Raw genomic sequence first — 16,616 nt, 5'->3', positions numbered from 1 at the left:
CTGAACCCCTTTTGAAATTCCCTTTGAATTTTCGCCTGAAGTTAAGAGATTGGGGCTCTACGAGCCCACTATGTTAGGCCATTTTTGGACCTCGCCATGTCCAATTGGCCATCTTCTTTAAATTAATGGCAGCGAAAGTAAGCATCGCCTGCATCGACAATTTTTTAAGTCCCCTTAAAGTAGTCCAACGCATACCATGCTTTTCTTTTGCATCTGCGAATACACGCTCAATCGTTTCTTTACGTTTTGCATATATAGGTTTTACATCTTGATGATGACGCAGATGATCTGCTTCTTCCACATGTGTTTGCCAGATATGCCGTGTCACCACTTTTTGACAGTCTTTGCTTTCTGTACACCGAGATAAAAATGAGCATGTTGTACAAATTTGTTTTGGCGATTTGTACTCGCGATAGCCCTCTTTATTTGTTGTTGAGTACTTTAAAGTTTCGCCCGAAGGGCAAAGGTAACAATCAAAATGTTCATCGTATACATAGTCCTGTTTGCGGAAAAATCCTTCTTTGGTGCGAGGACGTGTATAAGGTAAAGCCGGTATGATTTCTTTGTTAAATAGGTAGCTTGTAATCGCTGGTGTTTTATAAGCTGCATCTGCGGCAACGGCTTCCGGTTTTCCAACTTTCTCAATCACTTGTTCAACTAGTGGCTCTAAGATCTGACTGTCATGTGTATTTCCAGGTGTTACAATCGTTCCCAATACAAAACCGTTGCGGTCTGCGGCCGCGTGGAATGAATAGGCAAACTGTTTTGTTCGTTCATCTTTCACATAGTAGCCACTCTCAGAATCCGTTGTACTTTCTTTAATCTCTTTGGTCTCTTCTTTATCAAATTTATCTGGTGGAAAAGGCTTTTTTCCATGGTTTTCACGATCTTGATTGATTTCTTCTTGAAGACGTCCTTGATACGCTCGTGTTTCTTTACGAACGATTTTCTTTTCAAATTTCCGTTTATTCGCACTGGCTTTCACATGTGTGGAATCCACGAAAACGTGTTCAGCACTTATTAACTTTTTATTAGCAGCTGTCATTAAAATGCGATAGAAAATCTGTTCAAACAGGTCTGTATCTTTAAAGCGTCGCTCATAATTTTTCCCGAACGTAGAGAAATGAGGTACTTTATCATGGAAACCATAGCCTAAGAACCAACGGTAAGCCATATTGGTTTCAACTTCTTCAATCGTTTTACGCATGGAACGAATACCGAAGGTATATTGAATGAAAGTCAGTTTAACTAAAATAACTGGATCAATACTTGGGCGTCCTACCTCTGAATACATATCTTTCACCAAGTCATAAATGAAAGTGAAGTCAATGGCAGCCTCCATTTTACGAACCAAATGGTTCGGTGGCACCAGTTATCTAAAGTAATCATTTCAAGTTGATCTCGCTGAATAGAATCATGTTTAGAAAGCATCCTCATCACCTCAAGTTTTAATACTTCTATTTTAAAACAAAAATGACTCCAGGCAAAAGTGTTCTATCTAAAAGGTAAGACAAAGTTGATTGGAACGGAAGGTACGAGACTCCTGCGGGAAAAGCGCGTCTAGGGGAGACCCCGCAGGCGAAAGCCGAGGAGGCTTCCCGACCGCCCGCGGAAAGCGAGTGCCTGGAGTGGAAATCAACGTCCAAATTGTACAAGCCATAAAAATAGACAAACTCGATTTTCATCGAGTTTGTCTACAGTCTGAAATGACCCCGAAATGGGGTCATTTTTTATGGGGAATTGATTGGAACTTTAATAGTTTTTCCCTTTGGTTCGCAGTATCCTCAAATATATTTCCTGATTTAAGATTTTCCCTTTTTAGAAGATTTCCGAGGTTTGAAACATTACTTAATGAGTGCTGGAGGGAAGAATCCAATTCAAGGGAAGCATACTTATCGTAAATTGTTCGGATCTTTTGTAAAATAAAGAAAGTCGAGTTTTATTCAGGAAAAACAATTAGTTGAAAGGGATAGGGGTAATAATGATTGAAATGAAGGAAACGATACCATCAGGCAAAGAAATGACTAAATCCCAAAGGCTGTTGATGGCCCTTATGCTGGGATCTTTTGCAGCTATTGGACCACTGTCACTTGATATGTATTTACCGGGTCTCCCTATACTGGCGGAGGATCTGAAAAGCAGTACGTCTTTAGCGCAGCTGAGCTTGACTGCCTGCTTGTTAGGATTGGCTTTAGGCCAAATTTATTTAGGGCCGCTAAGTGATGCAAAAGGAAGGCGGACACCGTTAATCATATCTTTATCCATTTATTGCATTTCATCTTTGTTATGCGCTTTTGCTCCAACCATTGATTTGCTTTTATTATTACGTTTTATCCAAGGTATTGCGGGAGCGGGAGGCATTGTCATTTCAAGGGCCATAGTTCGTGACCTTTTTTCAGGATCGGATTTGACCAAGTTCTTCTCCATGTTAATGCTGGTGAATGGGGCGGCACCGATATTGGCTCCGGTTTTTGGCGGTCAACTTTTGCAGTTCACGTCTTGGCGGGGAGTCTTCATTGTCATTTCATTATTAAGTATCATTATGGTTGCGTCTGCATTTTTTGGGATAAAGGAAACTTTAACGTCTAATCTCAGAAGTGCAGGTGGGGTAAATGATACTATCAGGACATTTGGGAACTTATTGAGGGATCGTGTATTTATGGGCTATGCTTTTTCACAAGGATTCATAAGTGCCGCCATGTTCGCTTATATTTCCGGATCGCCTTTTGTTCTCCAGAACATTTACGGGGTTTCCCCACAGACCTTCAGCCTGATTTTTGCAATAAACGGAATTGGGATCATCATCGCTTCACAAGTTGCCGGGAAGCTGGCAGGGAAAGTTAAAGAAGAAAAACTGCTTCAAATGGGATTAATTCTAGCTTTGTTTGGGGGAATATTACTTCTTGCCTCAGTCCTTCTCGATATTGGGTTGGCAGGAATCTTGGTCGCTTTATTCCTCTCTGTCTCCAGCGTCGGTATTGTCGGTACAACGAGTTTTGCTTTAGCGATGCAAAATCAGAAAAAAACAGCAGGCAGTGCTTCGGCTTTAATTGGCCTGCTTCCCTTCATATTGGGATCACTAATGGCTCCCTTGGTGGGTTTAGGTTCTGGTAAGTCACCCTTGCCGATGGGAATTGTGATGGTAAGTTGTCATGTCATCGCCATGTTCGCTTATTTACTCCTTGCCCGTCGTGGGTTAAGGCGAGTTGCTTAATAAAGAAAAGCTGAAATCCTGATGTGGATTTCAGCTTTTTCCTTTTAGGGGGTAAGTATGAATCATAATAGTGATTCTGCCCCATCAATATAAACTTCCGTGCCCGTAACATGGGAAGACATGTCTGATGCTAGAAACAATACGAGATCACCAGCTTGTTCGGTAGTCCCAGCTTTCTTCGCGAGGGGCTGGGAGCCTTGCGGATATTCAATAGGTATCCTGATTTTTTTTAAGTTTTCATCTTCCGGGAATGTGTTATCGTGAATGTTCGTATCGATGGAGCCTGGACAAATGGTATTTACCCTTATTTTATATCTTGCCAATTCGAGTGCAGCCATTTTCCCGAAAGCGACTTGACCAGCTTTGGATGAACTATAAGCGGAAAAACCAAAATTCTTGAAATATCGATTTCCATTGATGGAGCTGTTGATTACGATGCTGCCACCCGTTTCCTTCATGTAGGGAATGGCGTATTTGATGGTGAGAAAGGTGCCTTTGAGGTTGATGGTATGTGTCTGATCCCAATCTTCTGGTTTTATATCTTCTATAGGGGCAATCACTCCGTTGATGCCTGCGTTTGCAAATACAAAATCAAATTTCCCAAAATGTTCATAGGCCAACTTGTAGGCATGTTCAACTTGTTCAGCCTTGGAAACATCCGTTTTAATGATTAAAGCCTCTCGACCAATGTTTTCAACTTCTTCCTTCACTTTTTCGGCATTTTCGACTGTTCGGTCAAAAAAGATGATGTTCGCGCCGTTTTCAGCTAATTTCAGTGCCGCGCCCCTGCCAATTCCCGATCCTCCACCGGTAATGATGGCAACTTTGTTTTTCATTAATTCCGTCATAAACTTCACACGCTCCTTTTAAGTTTTCTTTTCCCATTTAGGGAGTATGTAGAAACATCATGGCAGTGGTAATATAAAAAAATTATATACGAAGATTGCCTAAAAAATCCAATTTAAACAGTTGCGAGTGTTCATTATACTTTGTTTTTCAGTGAAATGGCTGTATATTGGGACATAATTAAGTTCGCTTGAAAGGGGATAGGATGTTGATAAGACTAGGAGTAATAGGTACAAATTGGATCACGGAACGATTTTTGGAGGCTGCAAAGCATGTAGAGGATTTATCATTAACCGCTGTGTATTCACGTACAGAAGAGAAAGCAAAAGAATTTGCCAATAAATACGAAGTACATACGACTTTTACGAATATAGAAGCTATGGCCGCCAGTGATGAAATCGACGCTGTGTATATAGCAAGCCCTAACTCTCATCATTGCAGGCAAGCCGTGTTGTTTTTACAAAATAAAAAACATGTATTATGTGAAAAACCAATGGCCTCAAATGCGGCAGAAGTAATGGAAATGATTGAGGCAGCAAAACAAAATGATGTGCTATTGATGGAAGCGATGAAATCGACCATCATGCCGAATTTCGAAAGTATAAAGGGGAATCTGGATAAGATCGGGAAGATACGACGTTTCTCAGGAAGCTTTTGTCAATATTCATCACGATATGATTCGTATAAACAAGGCACTGTGCTGAATGCATTCAATCCTGAATTCTCCAGTGGCTCTTTAATGGATCTAGGTATTTACGTCCTCTATCCACTTGTGGTTCTGTTCGGTAAACCAAATAAGGTGCAGGCATCAGGAACGATGCTTGAATCAGGAGTTGATGGGCAGGGTACGATTCTGCTTTCCTATGCTGAAATGGAGGCAGTCGTCATGTTTTCCAAGATTACTGAATCCAATTTGCCATCGGAAATTCAAGGTGAACTTGGAAGCATCATCATTCAGAAAATTTCAGGACCGCAAGCGGTGGATATTCAGTATCGGGATGGAACCACTGAAAATATTTCAGTTAATCAGGATATGCCTACCATGTATTATGAAGCGAAAGAATTTGTTGAATTGATACAGCAGGGGAAAATGGAATCCGATATAAATTCATATTCGAATTCACTGTTGACTATGGAAATCATGGATGAGGCAAGAAAGCAAATCGGCATCATCTTTCCTTCAGACCGAGGTCATGGCCAATCATGAAGGGTGAAAATGGTGTTACTGATACCCCTTAATTGGGTAGAATTCAGTACAGGGATAATTTTATTGTTGGGGGAATGGACATGAATTGCAAAATAAATCGTAATGCAGCAAAGGTCTTACAAAAAATGCTGAGCACTGAAGAAGCCGAAGGGAAAATGATTCGTGTATATATCACCCATATGCATGGCGATCATGCCCATTATGACATGAAACTAGATACACCGGCAGAGCATGATGAAATCGTCAAAACAGATAAAGATATCGATATTTTGCTTGATTCACGTGAAGAATTTCTGGATGGTGTTTGGATTAAATATTTTTATGTACCTGAAGAAGGCTTTGAAATCACGAACCCTTCTAAAGAACCGCACGGACATCATCACCACTAAGAGTAGAGGGGGAGGATTGGCATGAATCAAAAATACGAAAAGATCTTTCAACCATATATATTTCCATCAGGGGTAGAAGTGAAAAATCGTATCATGATGGCTCCTATGACCACTTATTCTTCGAATGATCAAGGCGTTGTAACCGATGATGAACTGGCCTATTACGCTGAACGCTCGGCTGGTGTAGGTGCGGTGGTCACGGCATGTGCCTATGTATTTGCTGGAGGCAAGGGATTCCCAGGCCAACTTAGTGCAGATGACGATTTCTATATCCCATCCTTGAGAAAACTAGCTGAAACGATTCAGTCCAACGGGTCAAAAGCGATTCTGCAAATATATCATGGAGGCCGGCAAAGTCCGCCGGAATTATTGCCTGATGACCAACCTGTATCTGCAAGTGCCATTGCGTCCAGCAAGGAAGCACCTGTACCGCGGGAAATGAGTGAAAATGAAATACAAGACGTTATTAAGGCATTTGGCGAAGCAACAAGAAGGGCCGTCGAAGCAGGATTCGATGGTGTGGAAATCCATGGTGCCAATACTTACTTGCTTCAACAATTCTTCTCGCCACACTCGAACCGCCGTACGGATAACTGGGGTGGAACACTGGGAAAACGATTGATTTTCCCGCTTACCATTGTGAATGAAGTCGAGAAAACGGTTGCTGAGCATGCGAAAAAGCCGTTTATCATCGGCTACCGCCTTTCTCCTGAAGAAGGCAGCAATCCTGGAATCACTTTAGATGATACGATCCAATTCGTTGATAGATTAGCGAATCAAAATCTGGATTATCTACATATATCGGTAGGTCACTTCTAGAATGGCTCATTCCGTGAGAGTGATAGGACAAAGTCGCGCATCGTTAAAATTTACGATAAAGTAGGTAATCGTATCCCGGTAGTCGGGGTAGGATCACTGCATACACCCGATGAAGTTGCAGAAGCTATGGAAACGGGTGTCCCTTTTATCGCCCTTGGCCGTGAACTTCTTATGGAACCGCATTGGATTGAAAAAATCAGGTCTGGAAAAGAAGCGGAAATACGGACTACCCTCTCAAAAAAAGATCAGGATGAATTGGTCATTCCAGATCCGCTTTGGGAAAAGTTGATTCAGATAAAAGGTTGGCTCCCGGTTGTGGAGTGATTAGCAACATCTTGAATATGTGTAACCCGTCCTCCAAAGGTGGACGGGTTTTGTATGTGTTCATATGAAACTATACGAAATGTAAGTTATTCTTCTTTTGCTAAAAAGAGAGATTGATTCAGCAGAATTAACGTCTTTTATTTTAGTATAGTATTGATTCTGGATTTAATCATTCCATGATAGTAAATACTATCTTTAATGCTTATGTTTTAAAAATAGTAAAATATGAACTTAAGTAATATAATCAAAAATATTTGTACCAATGAATAAAATATATTATTATCAATTTAATAAGCGGGTATGAAAGGGGAGGGTTATAATGAAGTTTCCACACGATTTTTTATTCGGAGCTGCTTCTGCTTCTTTTCAAATAGAAGGAGCATGGGATGAAGATGGAAAAGGTATAACGAATTGGGATGTCTTTTCAAAGATTCCAGGGAAAACATATGAAGGTACAAACGGGGATATAGCGATAGACCATTATCATCGTTACAAAGAAGATATTAAATTAATGGCAGAGATGGGACTTGAATCATACCGGTTTTCGATTTCATGGGCACGTATTTTGCCAACAGGTGACGGGGAAGTAAATGAAAAAGGCTTGGAATTTTATAATAATGTTATTAATGAATGCTTAAAATATGGGATTGTTCCATTTGTTACGCTGTATCATTGGGATTTGCCTTTGACGCTTGAACAGGATGGGGGATGGACGAATAAGCGAACAGCTGAAGCATTCGTCAAGTATGCCGAAATTTGTTTTCGCGCATTCGGAGACCGCATCAAACATTGGATCACGTTTAATGAAACGGTTATGTTTTGCGGTTTGGGCTATTTAAAAGGAGCGCACCCCCCTGGAATCCAAAACGATGAAAATAAATACTTTCAAGCGACACATTATGTTTTTTATGCACATGCAAAAGCGATAGAGGTATACAAGGCACTGAATCATTACGGAGAAATTGGAATTACCCATGTTTTCCTGCCAGCTTACAGTATAGATGACAAACATGAGAATGTATTAGCTGCTCGGCATGCCAATGAATATGAAACTTTTTGGTATTATGACCCAATTTTAAAAGGTGAATATCCATCTTACGTGGTTGAGCAATTAATGGAGAGAGGCTGGACACCAAGTTGGACCGAAGAAGAACTGGATACGCTAAAAAGAAATGCGGAGAAAAATGATTTTATTGGACTCAATTATTACCAGCCCATTCGCGTGGGAAAAAATTGGGAAGCCGTTTCAAACATGGAGCATTCAAGAGAAACATCTACTCTAGCTCCAGGAAACCCGTCTTTTGATGGCTTTTATCGGACCGTAAAAATGGAAGATAAAACATATACAAAATGGGGCTGGGAAATCTCACCTCAAGGGTTTTTAGATGGGCTGCATATGTTAAAAGAACGTTATGGTGATATTAAAATGTATGTTACAGAAAACGGACTTGGTGATGAGGATCCGATTATCGATGGTGAAATAGTGGATGTTCCCCGTATTAAATATATTGAGGAACACTTAAAAGTGATTAAGCGTGCAATAAAAGAAGGCATCCATTTAAAAGGGTATTACGCATGGTCTGTCATTGATCTATTAAGTTGGTTAAACGGGTATAAAAAGCAATACGGATTTATTTACGTGGATCATCATGATCAGTTAAACCGAAAAAAGAAGCTCTCGTTTCATTGGTATAAGCATACTATCGAGACGAGAGGAGAAGAGCTGTAAACTGAAAGAAATTTTAATCAAGTGGTTTTGTGTATATAGAGCCTTGAGTTTTTGTCAGAGCATGTTTTGAGCAATCTTTCTCAAAACATGCTTTTTTTATTGGTCATTAATCAAGGTTTCCGGAATGGGGAATTAGTCCAAAGTTCAAACCTCCTGATTCGTAGTCTGAAACTCCGACTTCAATTTAACTAGACTGGAAGTATGGTCCCGGATTGTAATGTAAATGTAAAAAGATTCAAAAAGTTGTAAACAAATGTTAACGTTACTAACAATGTACAGTTTTACGTTTTACTGTATAATGTTGAAGCGTGGTCGAGACCATGTCAAATAACTTAACATAAGGAGATTGCATATGACGATTATTTCTTAGTTTTGAAAGGTCCCCCGTAAGGTTTGTCCCGTTGGAAAAATATCCTCAACAATAGTTAGATTAATTTCGATCAAGCAACTCCCTCTAAAATGAAAGAATGTCATTTTTCCTGATGATGGTAGATCCCAATTTAAAAAACGACTAAGGATGTGAGTTTGAAAAAAATGATAAAAGATTCTAGATTTCAAGGATATAACATGAAGGGTTTTCAAAAAGACGTAACGGCAGGATTGGTTGTAGGTATTGTAGCGATTCCTTTAGGGTTGGCATTTGCAATTGCTTCGGGCGTCGAACCGATTTACGGATTATATACGACCATCATCGCTGGAATCCTCATATCGATTTTAGGTGGCTCCAAGTATCAAATTGGAGGACCGACCGGAGCGTTTGTTCCTTTATTATTTGGAATCGTTATGCAATATGGGTATGAAAGTCTGCTTATTGCGGGGTTTTTAGCAGGCATGATGTTAGTCTTGATGGGTCTTCTTAAGTTAGGTAATTTGATGAAGTTCATTCCCCGTCCAGTCATCATCGGATTTACAACAGGAATTGCGATAATAATCTTTTCAGGGCAAATTGCCAACTTCTTTGGTATGAAAGTGGAAAAACATGAAGCGTTCATGGATAACATGAAGGAACTGGTGATTAAAGCAGACACGATCAATATATATAGTGTGATTGTTGCGATTATATGTTTTGTCGTCATACTGCTGGCACCTAGACTTCTGCCACGAGTTCCAGGACCGCTTCTGGGCCTGCTAATATCAACAATGGCAGCTTACTTTTTATTTCCCGATAAGGTGGCTACGATTGGTTCCACGTATGGAGCGATTCCGAAGGGTTTTCCGGAATTCCTTGTGCCGGAGCTTTCAGTGGAAGTCGTTATCACACTTCTTCCCGTTGCTTTTACAATTGCCTTGTTAGGCGGTGTCGAGTCATTGTTATCCGCTACCGTGGCCGATAACATGGGGGGAACCAAGCATGATAGTAATAAGGAATTGGTTGGGCAGGGAATCGCGAACATCGCGACCCCATTTTTCGGCGGTATACCTGCAACAGGTGCTATTGCCAGGACAGCTACCAATATAAAAAGCGAGGCAGTCTCCCCGATGTCCGGAGTCATTCACGGAATTGTCGTTTTACTGGTTTTGCTAGTACTTTCTCCATATGCAGAGCATATACCTTTGGCTAGCATGGCCCCCATATTGATGTTTGTTGCCTGGAATATGAGTGAAAGAAAGGAATTCGCTCATGTATTGAAAACGAAGACGGCGGATTCTGCGGTTTTGCTAGTCACCTTCCTCGTCACTGTCTTCACTGATTTAATCATGGGAGTGGGAATCGGCTTATTGATTGCATTCATCACCTTCATTGCAAAAATGAGCCACACGTTAAAGGTTAGGGAAAGAAGTCATGAGATTACTGAGATTGTTCCAATTGATAATTCGGATTCAAAGATCAATGTGTATAACTTGGAAGGTCCCCTCTTCTTTGGTTCGATAGACGTCCTGGAGTCATCGATATTGGCAAACTTGGATAATAAGACGAAAGTGTTGGTATTAAGCATGCGCCGGGTAACATATATGGACACTTCAGCAGAGGCCGCACTATTGGCGATTGTTAATCGCATCGGAAACTATAAGGGGAAATTAATCATTTCCGGAATCCAGCAGCAACCAAAGGAATTGTTACTCAGCACTGGTTTGTATCATAAGATAGAAAAACAGCACTTTTTTAAATCAAAGGAAGATGCCCTGTATTTTGCCAAGAAGCAGTTGAAGGGCAATTCGGATAAAGTAGTCTAGTAGATTCATCCTCGAGGTCACCTTATAGGATAGTTATGTTATAGTATCGTTAACAGTAGATTTTAAAAGAAGGTGACTATCTGGGTGAATATATATCGGATTGGCCAGCTTGCTGAACTTGCGAATGTTTCGAAAAGAACCATTGACTATTACACACAATTAGGAATGCTGAGCTATGAAAAAACTGGGTCAAGATATCGATATTACACAGAAGATGCTTTAAATCGTCTTCAAATGATTAATCGGTATAAAGAACAGAATATGCCGCTGACTGAAATCAAGGAACGGTTACAAGTCTTCTCTGAAACCACTGTTGATTCTGAGCAAGTGCTCTTGATGGTGGACAAGATATCTACAGACCTTAAAGGACTGGAGAATGAATTGCTTGAATTAAAGCCTTTACTGGAACAGCTCAATGAACAGCAATTAACATATGCTGCACAACAGCTTTCCGTTCGGGGCAGCTCTTTATTGAGCATCATTGCCATGCTCACCTAAGCTTTTTGCCGAGTTCAACAAAAGAGACCTGATCGGGTCTTTTTTTGTTGAACTGGTCATTTGAAAACCATTATTTAAAATAACAATTCAAACTCATGAGGATAACCTGAGCTTATTTTCGATAGCGGTACTTTATTTTGGATGAACTGACTCTATAGATCTTTTTTCGATAAAGGTGAAGGATATAAAGGAATGGAAAAAGAAGAACTTAAGTATCTACTACTATATGAAGAGGTGAAAAGGAATGATTGGATCAATAGTAACGACGGTAAAAGGACATCTTCAAGGTACCATGGAAAACGATATATGCGTTTGGCGTGGAGTCAGGTATGCGAAAGCGCCGATTGATGGTCTACGTTTCCGCTCACCGGAGCCAGTTGATAAGTGGAGCGGTGTCATGGATGCGGTGGATTTTGGTCCCATTCCTCCGCAGCCGATGGATCGGGCGGTAAGAATAGGAATGGCCGGAAATGAAAAAATGGATGAGGATTGCTTGTTCCTGAATATTTGGTCGCCTAGAACTGATGATAAAAAACGCCCGGTCATGGTCATGATTCCTGGAGGAGCATATATAACGGGAGCTGGATCCCTTGATATGTACAATGGACATTTACTGGCTAAGAATGGAGATGTAGTCGTAGTAAGCATCAACTATAGGCTGGGGGCACTGGGATATCTGGATTTTACCGAGTTGGCAGGTGATGGGGAAATATTTGAAACCAATTTAGGTTTGCGTGATCAAGTTGCGTCTCTGAAATGGGTTAAAGAGAATATTGAAGCGTTTGGCGGCGACCCTGAAAATGTTACGATATTTGGTGAATCAGCTGGAGGCAATGCGGTGACGACTTTACTTACTGTTCCTTCAGCGAGAGGTCTTTTTAAACAGGCCATTGCTGAAAGTCCTGCTCCGACATCTGTTTACGGAAAAGGATTTGCGCGCCAATTCAGTGAAAGGTTCCTTGAGATATTGGGCATTGGAAAGAATGAAATCCAACGGTTAAAAACACTTCCAGTTCAAGAGATTGTCGCGGCCTCCTACCGACTCTTACGGGAAAACTCACAAAACATGCCGGGCTCACTATCATTTGGACCTGTCGTAGATGGTGACTTCCTGCCAGATTATCCACTAGATTCGATTCGATCCGGAAAAGCAAAGGGAATATCCTTGCTTATAGGAACAAATAGGGACGAAGCGACATTATTCGACCAGATGGATCCCCCGTTAATCCCAACTAATGCGGCGATGATTCATAAAATGTTCGAAAATACTGATCCAGAGGTGAAAGAGAGAATTACGAAAGCTTATACAAACTACCCAGAAAAGGAAGCTGTGCTTGGCATTGGCCGTGATGCGACTTTCCATATTCCCTCTGTTTGGTATGCGGAGGCATACAGCCGCTTTGAAAAAACATGGATGTACCATTTTGATTATAAAACGGCAGCAATGCGCATAAGTAAATTAGGGGCGACGCATGGTATGGAAATCCCTTTTGCCTTCCAGACTTTCGACTCGGCTTTTGGGAAACGGATTACTTCATATGGTTCAAGGTCAGCTGCCTTAAAGGTATCCCATAGAATGCAGGGTCATTGGGTCAACTTTGCGAAACGTGGAAACCCCAATCCCCCGGAAGGTGAAATTTGGCCGAAATATGATGAAACCAACCACTACACAATGATTTTTGATAAAAAGGATTATATTGAAAAAGATCCTGACAGAATGATAAGGTTGGCATGGGAAGGGGTAGGGATTTACAAGTGAAAAATAGTGGATTGGAAGAGAGCGGGGAGAGCATGGATATCAATAATTTCATGTTAACGAAAGAGTATGCGAAAACTTTGGATCAGGAAGATCCATTAGTTTCTTACAGAGAGGAGTTCTACTTAAACCCCGGGATGATTTATATGGATGGAAACTCATGGGACTTTTATCGAAGCGGGCTGAGAAAAGTTTAATGAACTCATTGGAAGATTGGAAAAAGTATGGAATAGACGGCTGGACGGAGGGTGCCGAGCCCTGGTTTTACTTTTCTGAGAGATTGGGTGAATTGAGCGCCGCATTGGTAGGCGCTGTTGGGGATGAAGTGATAATGGGAGGGTCAACTACAGCTAATCTGCATCAGCTTGCGTCCACTTTTTTTGAACCGAGAGCTGGTAGGAATAAGATTTTGGCGGATGAACTAACCTTCCCGAGTGATATCTATGCACTTCAAAGCCAGCTCCGATTGCATGGGCTTGATCCTTCGGCAAACTTGGTTCAGGTGAAAAGCCGAGATGGTAAATTCCTTGAAGAAGATGACATCATTGCAGAGATGAACGAGGAAATAGCGTTGATTGTACTTCCGACGGTTTTATATCGAAGCGGTCAGATCCTTGATATGGAGCGGTTAACAAAGGAAGCGCATGCGCGTGGAATCATGATAGGATTCGATGCCTGTCATTCCGTGGGTGCCGTTCCGCATTGGTTTGACAACTGGGAAGTGGATTTCGCGTTTTGGTGTAATTATAAGCATTTGAATGGCGGACCGGGTTGTGTAGCGGGGTTATATGTGAACCGTAAGCATTTTGCAAGGCTGCCCGGGTTGGCTGGGTGGTTTGGCTCAAGGAAAGATAAGCAGTTCGATATGGAACATTCCTTTACCCAGGCAAATTCGGCAGGAGCCTTCCAGATTGGAACTCCCCATATATTAAGCATGGCTCCCCTTTTAGGCTCGCTTGAAATGTTTGCGGAAGTGGGGATAGAACAAGTTCGGAAGAAATCCTTGAGGCTGACTCAATATCTTATGGACTTATTAGAATCGGAATTAACGGGATATGGATTTGAAATTGGGAGCCCAAGGCACGAATCAAAAAGGGGCGGTCATATCATCCTTGAACATCCAGAAGCTGCGAGAATATGTAAAGCATTGAAACAAGAGGCCATCATACCCGATTATCGTGAACCGAATATGATTCGTTTAGCACCTGTTGCTCTTTATACCTCTTTTCAGGAAGTCTATGAAACTGTACAGGTACTCAAAAAGATCATGGACGGCAGATTATATGAAAACTATGAAAATAAAAGGGGAATCATTGCCTAGAATGGGAGCAACATATGGAGAAAAATAAGCTGCATCGTGAATTATCATCGAATCAAATCACTATGATAGCCATGGGATGTGCAATTGGCACCGGATTATTTTTGGGCAGCGGCCTTGCGATTTCAACGGCAGGTCCAAGTGTACTTATCAGCTATGCAATAGGTGCATTCATTGTCCTTCTACTGATGGGCTGTTTGGCGGAAATGACTGTAGCCTATCCCACATCGGGATCCTTTGGAACCATTGCTGAAAAATATATAAGTCCATTTGCGGGTTTTGTTGTGAGGTATTCATATTGGATAGCGAATGTCCTTGCCATTGGTGTCGAAGTGAGTGCCATCGCTGTTTATATGAAATATTGGTTCCCTGCTGTACCTGGAAGCGTTTGGATTTTCCTTTTTGCTGCACTGCTAATCTATGTAAATGCGACGAGTGTCAATACATTCGGGAATTTTGAGTATGTATTTTCAATGATTAAAATCAGCGCCATTGTCATATTCATTCTGCTGGGCGCCTACGTGGTGATTGGCGCCGAACCTTCAAGCGGGATCGGTGTGGAAAACTATGCCCATGATGGAGGTTTTATGCCTTTCGGGTTTTGGGGGCTGTGGGTCGCCATATTCATTTCGCTCTTCAGCTTTTTAGGAACTGAGTTGATTGCGGTGACGGCGGGAGAAGCAAAGGATCCGGATATTGCCGTTCCGAAAGCTTTGAAGGCAACTGTCTTCAGGCTTGCCACTTTTTATGTACTGACAATCGGGATCATGTTAATGATTGTTCCCTGGCAATCGGCTGGTATTGATAAAAGCCCATTTGTTAGGGTAATGGAAATCCTGAATATTCCTGGGGCATCGGGGATAATGAATTTCATTATTTTAACCGCTGCTTTATCTGCAATGAATAGTCAATTATATGCCTCCACCAGAATGATATTTTCATTATCCGAGCAAAAGCAGGCTCCAGCCCTATTTCAAAAAGTGAGCAGGAAAGGAGTTCCGGTAAGAGCCCTTCTCATATCCACTTTGGGCATATTTCTTGCTGCGGGAGTAAAGGTCCTGCTTCCAGATACTTCATATGCATTCATGATGGGGATATCGATGTTCGGTGCCATTTTAACCTGGTTCATGGTGTTCATTTCCCATTTATATTTCAGGAAGAGGTGGGAGAGATCAGGGGGCCGCAAATTACCGGTTAAAATGTATGGATTTCCATATCTAACGATCCTTGGTGCATTTCTTTTGTTAGCTTTGACGGTATCTACCTGGTTCACTGGCCCGTTTAAAATCGTGCTCCAGTTCGGTGTTCCTTGGCTGATCTTTCTTTGCTTCGTTTATTTATTGATGTCGAAAATCAAAAGAATGTAAAGGGAAAGAGGGATCGTATGGATAAGGGACCAAGTGATGAACATCGTTTGGAAGAAAGTATGGTAACTGATTTTGAAAAAGATATGTCCTATGGGGAATACCTGCATTTAAATCAAATATTATCAAGTCAGCATCGGCTTTCCGGCCATCACGATGAAATGCTGTTCATCATCATTCACCAAACTAGTGAATTGTGGATGAAATTGATCCTCCATGAATTGACTGCGGCAACAGACCACATTCAGGCAGGACGTTTGGAGCCTTCCTTTAAGATGCTATCCAGAGTGGTAAGGATCCAACAGCAACTTGTTCAATCCTGGAATGTGCTTTCGACCTTGACGCCATCCGATTATATGGAATTCCGGGAGAAACTAGGAAACTCTTCAGGGTTTCAATCATTTCAGAACAGGTTGATAGAATTTGCAATGGGTCAAAAGAATTCGCAAATATTGGCCGTTTTCCGTCATCAGCCCGAGCTTTATGAGTCGATGATGGCAGCCTTGAATAAACCTAGTATTTATGATGCGGCTATAGGGGCTTTGGCTGAAAGAGGGCTTCCCATTGATCAATCGGTCTTGAACAGGGAGTGGTCTGTAATTTATCAGGAAAATGCAAGTGTTGAAAACGCGTGGCTGACAGTTTACCGTGATGTGCATAAATACTGGGATTTGTATGAGTTGGCCGAAAAACTCGTTGATATTGGAAGTCAACAACAATTCTGGAGATTCAATCATATGAGCACCGTAGAACGGATCATCGGTAATAAAAAGGGAACTGGCGGATCGTCCGGTGTTAGTTATCTGAAGAAAGTGGTCGAACAGCCTTTTTTTCCTGAGCTTTGGACATTAAGGACCAAACTTTAAGCTTTGACTGGATGGGTGAATACCATGAATCAATGGTTAGATATTTCTTAGCGCCTGAATGAAAATACGCCATATTGGCCAGGAGATGCGCAATCGTCGAATTCATCAATG

Annotated in this window: 10 protein-coding genes and 3 pseudogenes; 11 read left to right on the top strand and 2 right to left on the bottom strand. The window is 41.4% G+C overall.

The window, feature by feature from the left end:
* Positions 1 to 73: 73 nt before the first annotated feature.
* Positions 74 to 1,431 (bottom strand): annotated as a pseudogene (locus QFZ73_RS04570) (IS1182 family transposase).
* A 559-nt stretch (positions 1,432 to 1,990) separates the two neighbouring features.
* Between QFZ73_RS04570 and QFZ73_RS04565 the strand changes: the two are divergent.
* Positions 1,991 to 3,214 carry a multidrug effflux MFS transporter gene (locus tag QFZ73_RS04565; RefSeq protein WP_307272584.1) on the top strand — a complete coding sequence of 408 codons (1,224 nt, stop codon included), beginning with the start codon at positions 1,991 to 1,993 and terminating at the stop codon, positions 3,212 to 3,214.
* Between the two features lie 62 nt (positions 3,215 to 3,276).
* Here the strand turns inward: QFZ73_RS04565 and QFZ73_RS04560 are convergent, their stop codons facing one another.
* Entirely contained in the window at positions 3,277 to 4,062 is a 786-nt protein-coding gene (locus tag QFZ73_RS04560; RefSeq protein WP_251431242.1) for an SDR family oxidoreductase, read from the bottom strand.
* Between the two features lie 206 nt (positions 4,063 to 4,268).
* Here QFZ73_RS04560 and QFZ73_RS04555 point away from each other — a divergent pair, with 206 nt between their 5' ends.
* The 10 genes and pseudogenes from QFZ73_RS04555 to kynA all read left to right on the top strand — a co-directional run bounded on the left by QFZ73_RS04555 (position 4,269) and on the right by kynA (position 16,505).
* The gene (locus tag QFZ73_RS04555; RefSeq protein ID WP_251431239.1) at positions 4,269 to 5,267 is read left to right on the top strand and encodes a Gfo/Idh/MocA family protein; all 999 of its coding nucleotides are present in this window, start codon (positions 4,269 to 4,271) and stop codon (positions 5,265 to 5,267) included.
* Between the two features lie 80 nt (positions 5,268 to 5,347).
* Positions 5,348 to 5,656, top strand: coding sequence for an iron-sulfur cluster assembly accessory protein (locus QFZ73_RS04550; RefSeq protein WP_137020368.1), 309 nt, complete (start codon positions 5,348 to 5,350; stop codon positions 5,654 to 5,656).
* A 21-nt stretch (positions 5,657 to 5,677) separates the two neighbouring features.
* A pseudogene (locus QFZ73_RS04545) lies at positions 5,678 to 6,799 on the top strand (NADH-dependent flavin oxidoreductase).
* A gap of 319 nt (positions 6,800 to 7,118) precedes the next feature.
* Entirely contained in the window at positions 7,119 to 8,528 is a 1,410-nt protein-coding gene (locus tag QFZ73_RS04540; RefSeq protein WP_307263481.1) for a glycoside hydrolase family 1 protein, read from the top strand.
* 534 nt (positions 8,529 to 9,062) lie between these two features.
* Positions 9,063 to 10,703 carry a SulP family inorganic anion transporter gene (locus QFZ73_RS04535; protein WP_307272581.1) on the top strand — a complete coding sequence of 547 codons (1,641 nt, stop codon included), beginning with the start codon at positions 9,063 to 9,065 and terminating at the stop codon, positions 10,701 to 10,703.
* Between the two features lie 84 nt (positions 10,704 to 10,787).
* Entirely contained in the window at positions 10,788 to 11,201 is a 414-nt protein-coding gene (locus tag QFZ73_RS04530) for a MerR family transcriptional regulator (protein ID WP_307263478.1), read from the top strand.
* 244 nt (positions 11,202 to 11,445) lie between these two features.
* Positions 11,446 to 12,960, top strand: coding sequence for a carboxylesterase/lipase family protein (locus tag QFZ73_RS04525; RefSeq protein WP_307263474.1), 1,515 nt, complete (start codon positions 11,446 to 11,448; stop codon positions 12,958 to 12,960).
* Between the two features lie 32 nt (positions 12,961 to 12,992).
* A pseudogene (gene kynU / locus QFZ73_RS04520) lies at positions 12,993 to 14,278 on the top strand (kynureninase).
* A gap of 14 nt (positions 14,279 to 14,292) precedes the next feature.
* A complete protein-coding gene (locus tag QFZ73_RS04515; RefSeq protein WP_251431227.1) occupies positions 14,293 to 15,642 on the top strand; it encodes an amino acid permease in 1,350 nt (449 codons plus the stop codon).
* 17 nt (positions 15,643 to 15,659) lie between these two features.
* Positions 15,660 to 16,505 (top strand): tryptophan 2,3-dioxygenase, encoded by an 846-nt coding sequence (kynA, locus tag QFZ73_RS04510; protein ID WP_251431224.1) that lies wholly within the window; start codon positions 15,660 to 15,662, stop codon positions 16,503 to 16,505.
* Positions 16,506 to 16,616 lie beyond the last annotated feature (111 nt).

It is taken from the genome of Peribacillus sp. V2I11 (assembly GCF_030817135.1).
GTDB lineage: Bacteria > Bacillota > Bacilli > Bacillales > DSM-1321 > Peribacillus > Peribacillus simplex.
The sequence above is the reverse complement of the archived record's forward strand: the minus strand, read 5'-3'. Positions and strand labels throughout refer to the sequence as shown.

Excerpts from the sequence above, each read along its gene's own strand:
- kynA (WP_251431224.1), top strand. The coding sequence starts at position 15,660 with ATGGATAAGGGACCAAGTGATGAACATCGTTTGGAAGAAAGTATGGTA.
- QFZ73_RS04560 (WP_251431242.1), bottom strand. The coding sequence starts at position 4,062 with ATGACGGAATTAATGAAAAACAAAGTTGCCATCATTACCGGTGGAGGA.
- QFZ73_RS04565 (WP_307272584.1), top strand. The coding sequence starts at position 1,991 with ATGAAGGAAACGATACCATCAGGCAAAGAAATGACTAAATCCCAAAGG.
- QFZ73_RS04535 (WP_307272581.1), top strand. The coding sequence starts at position 9,063 with ATGATAAAAGATTCTAGATTTCAAGGATATAACATGAAGGGTTTTCAA.
- QFZ73_RS04540 (WP_307263481.1), top strand. The coding sequence starts at position 7,119 with ATGAAGTTTCCACACGATTTTTTATTCGGAGCTGCTTCTGCTTCTTTT.
- QFZ73_RS04515 (WP_251431227.1), top strand. The coding sequence starts at position 14,293 with ATGGAGAAAAATAAGCTGCATCGTGAATTATCATCGAATCAAATCACT.
- QFZ73_RS04550 (WP_137020368.1), top strand. The coding sequence starts at position 5,348 with ATGAATTGCAAAATAAATCGTAATGCAGCAAAGGTCTTACAAAAAATG.
- QFZ73_RS04525 (WP_307263474.1), top strand. The coding sequence starts at position 11,446 with ATGATTGGATCAATAGTAACGACGGTAAAAGGACATCTTCAAGGTACC.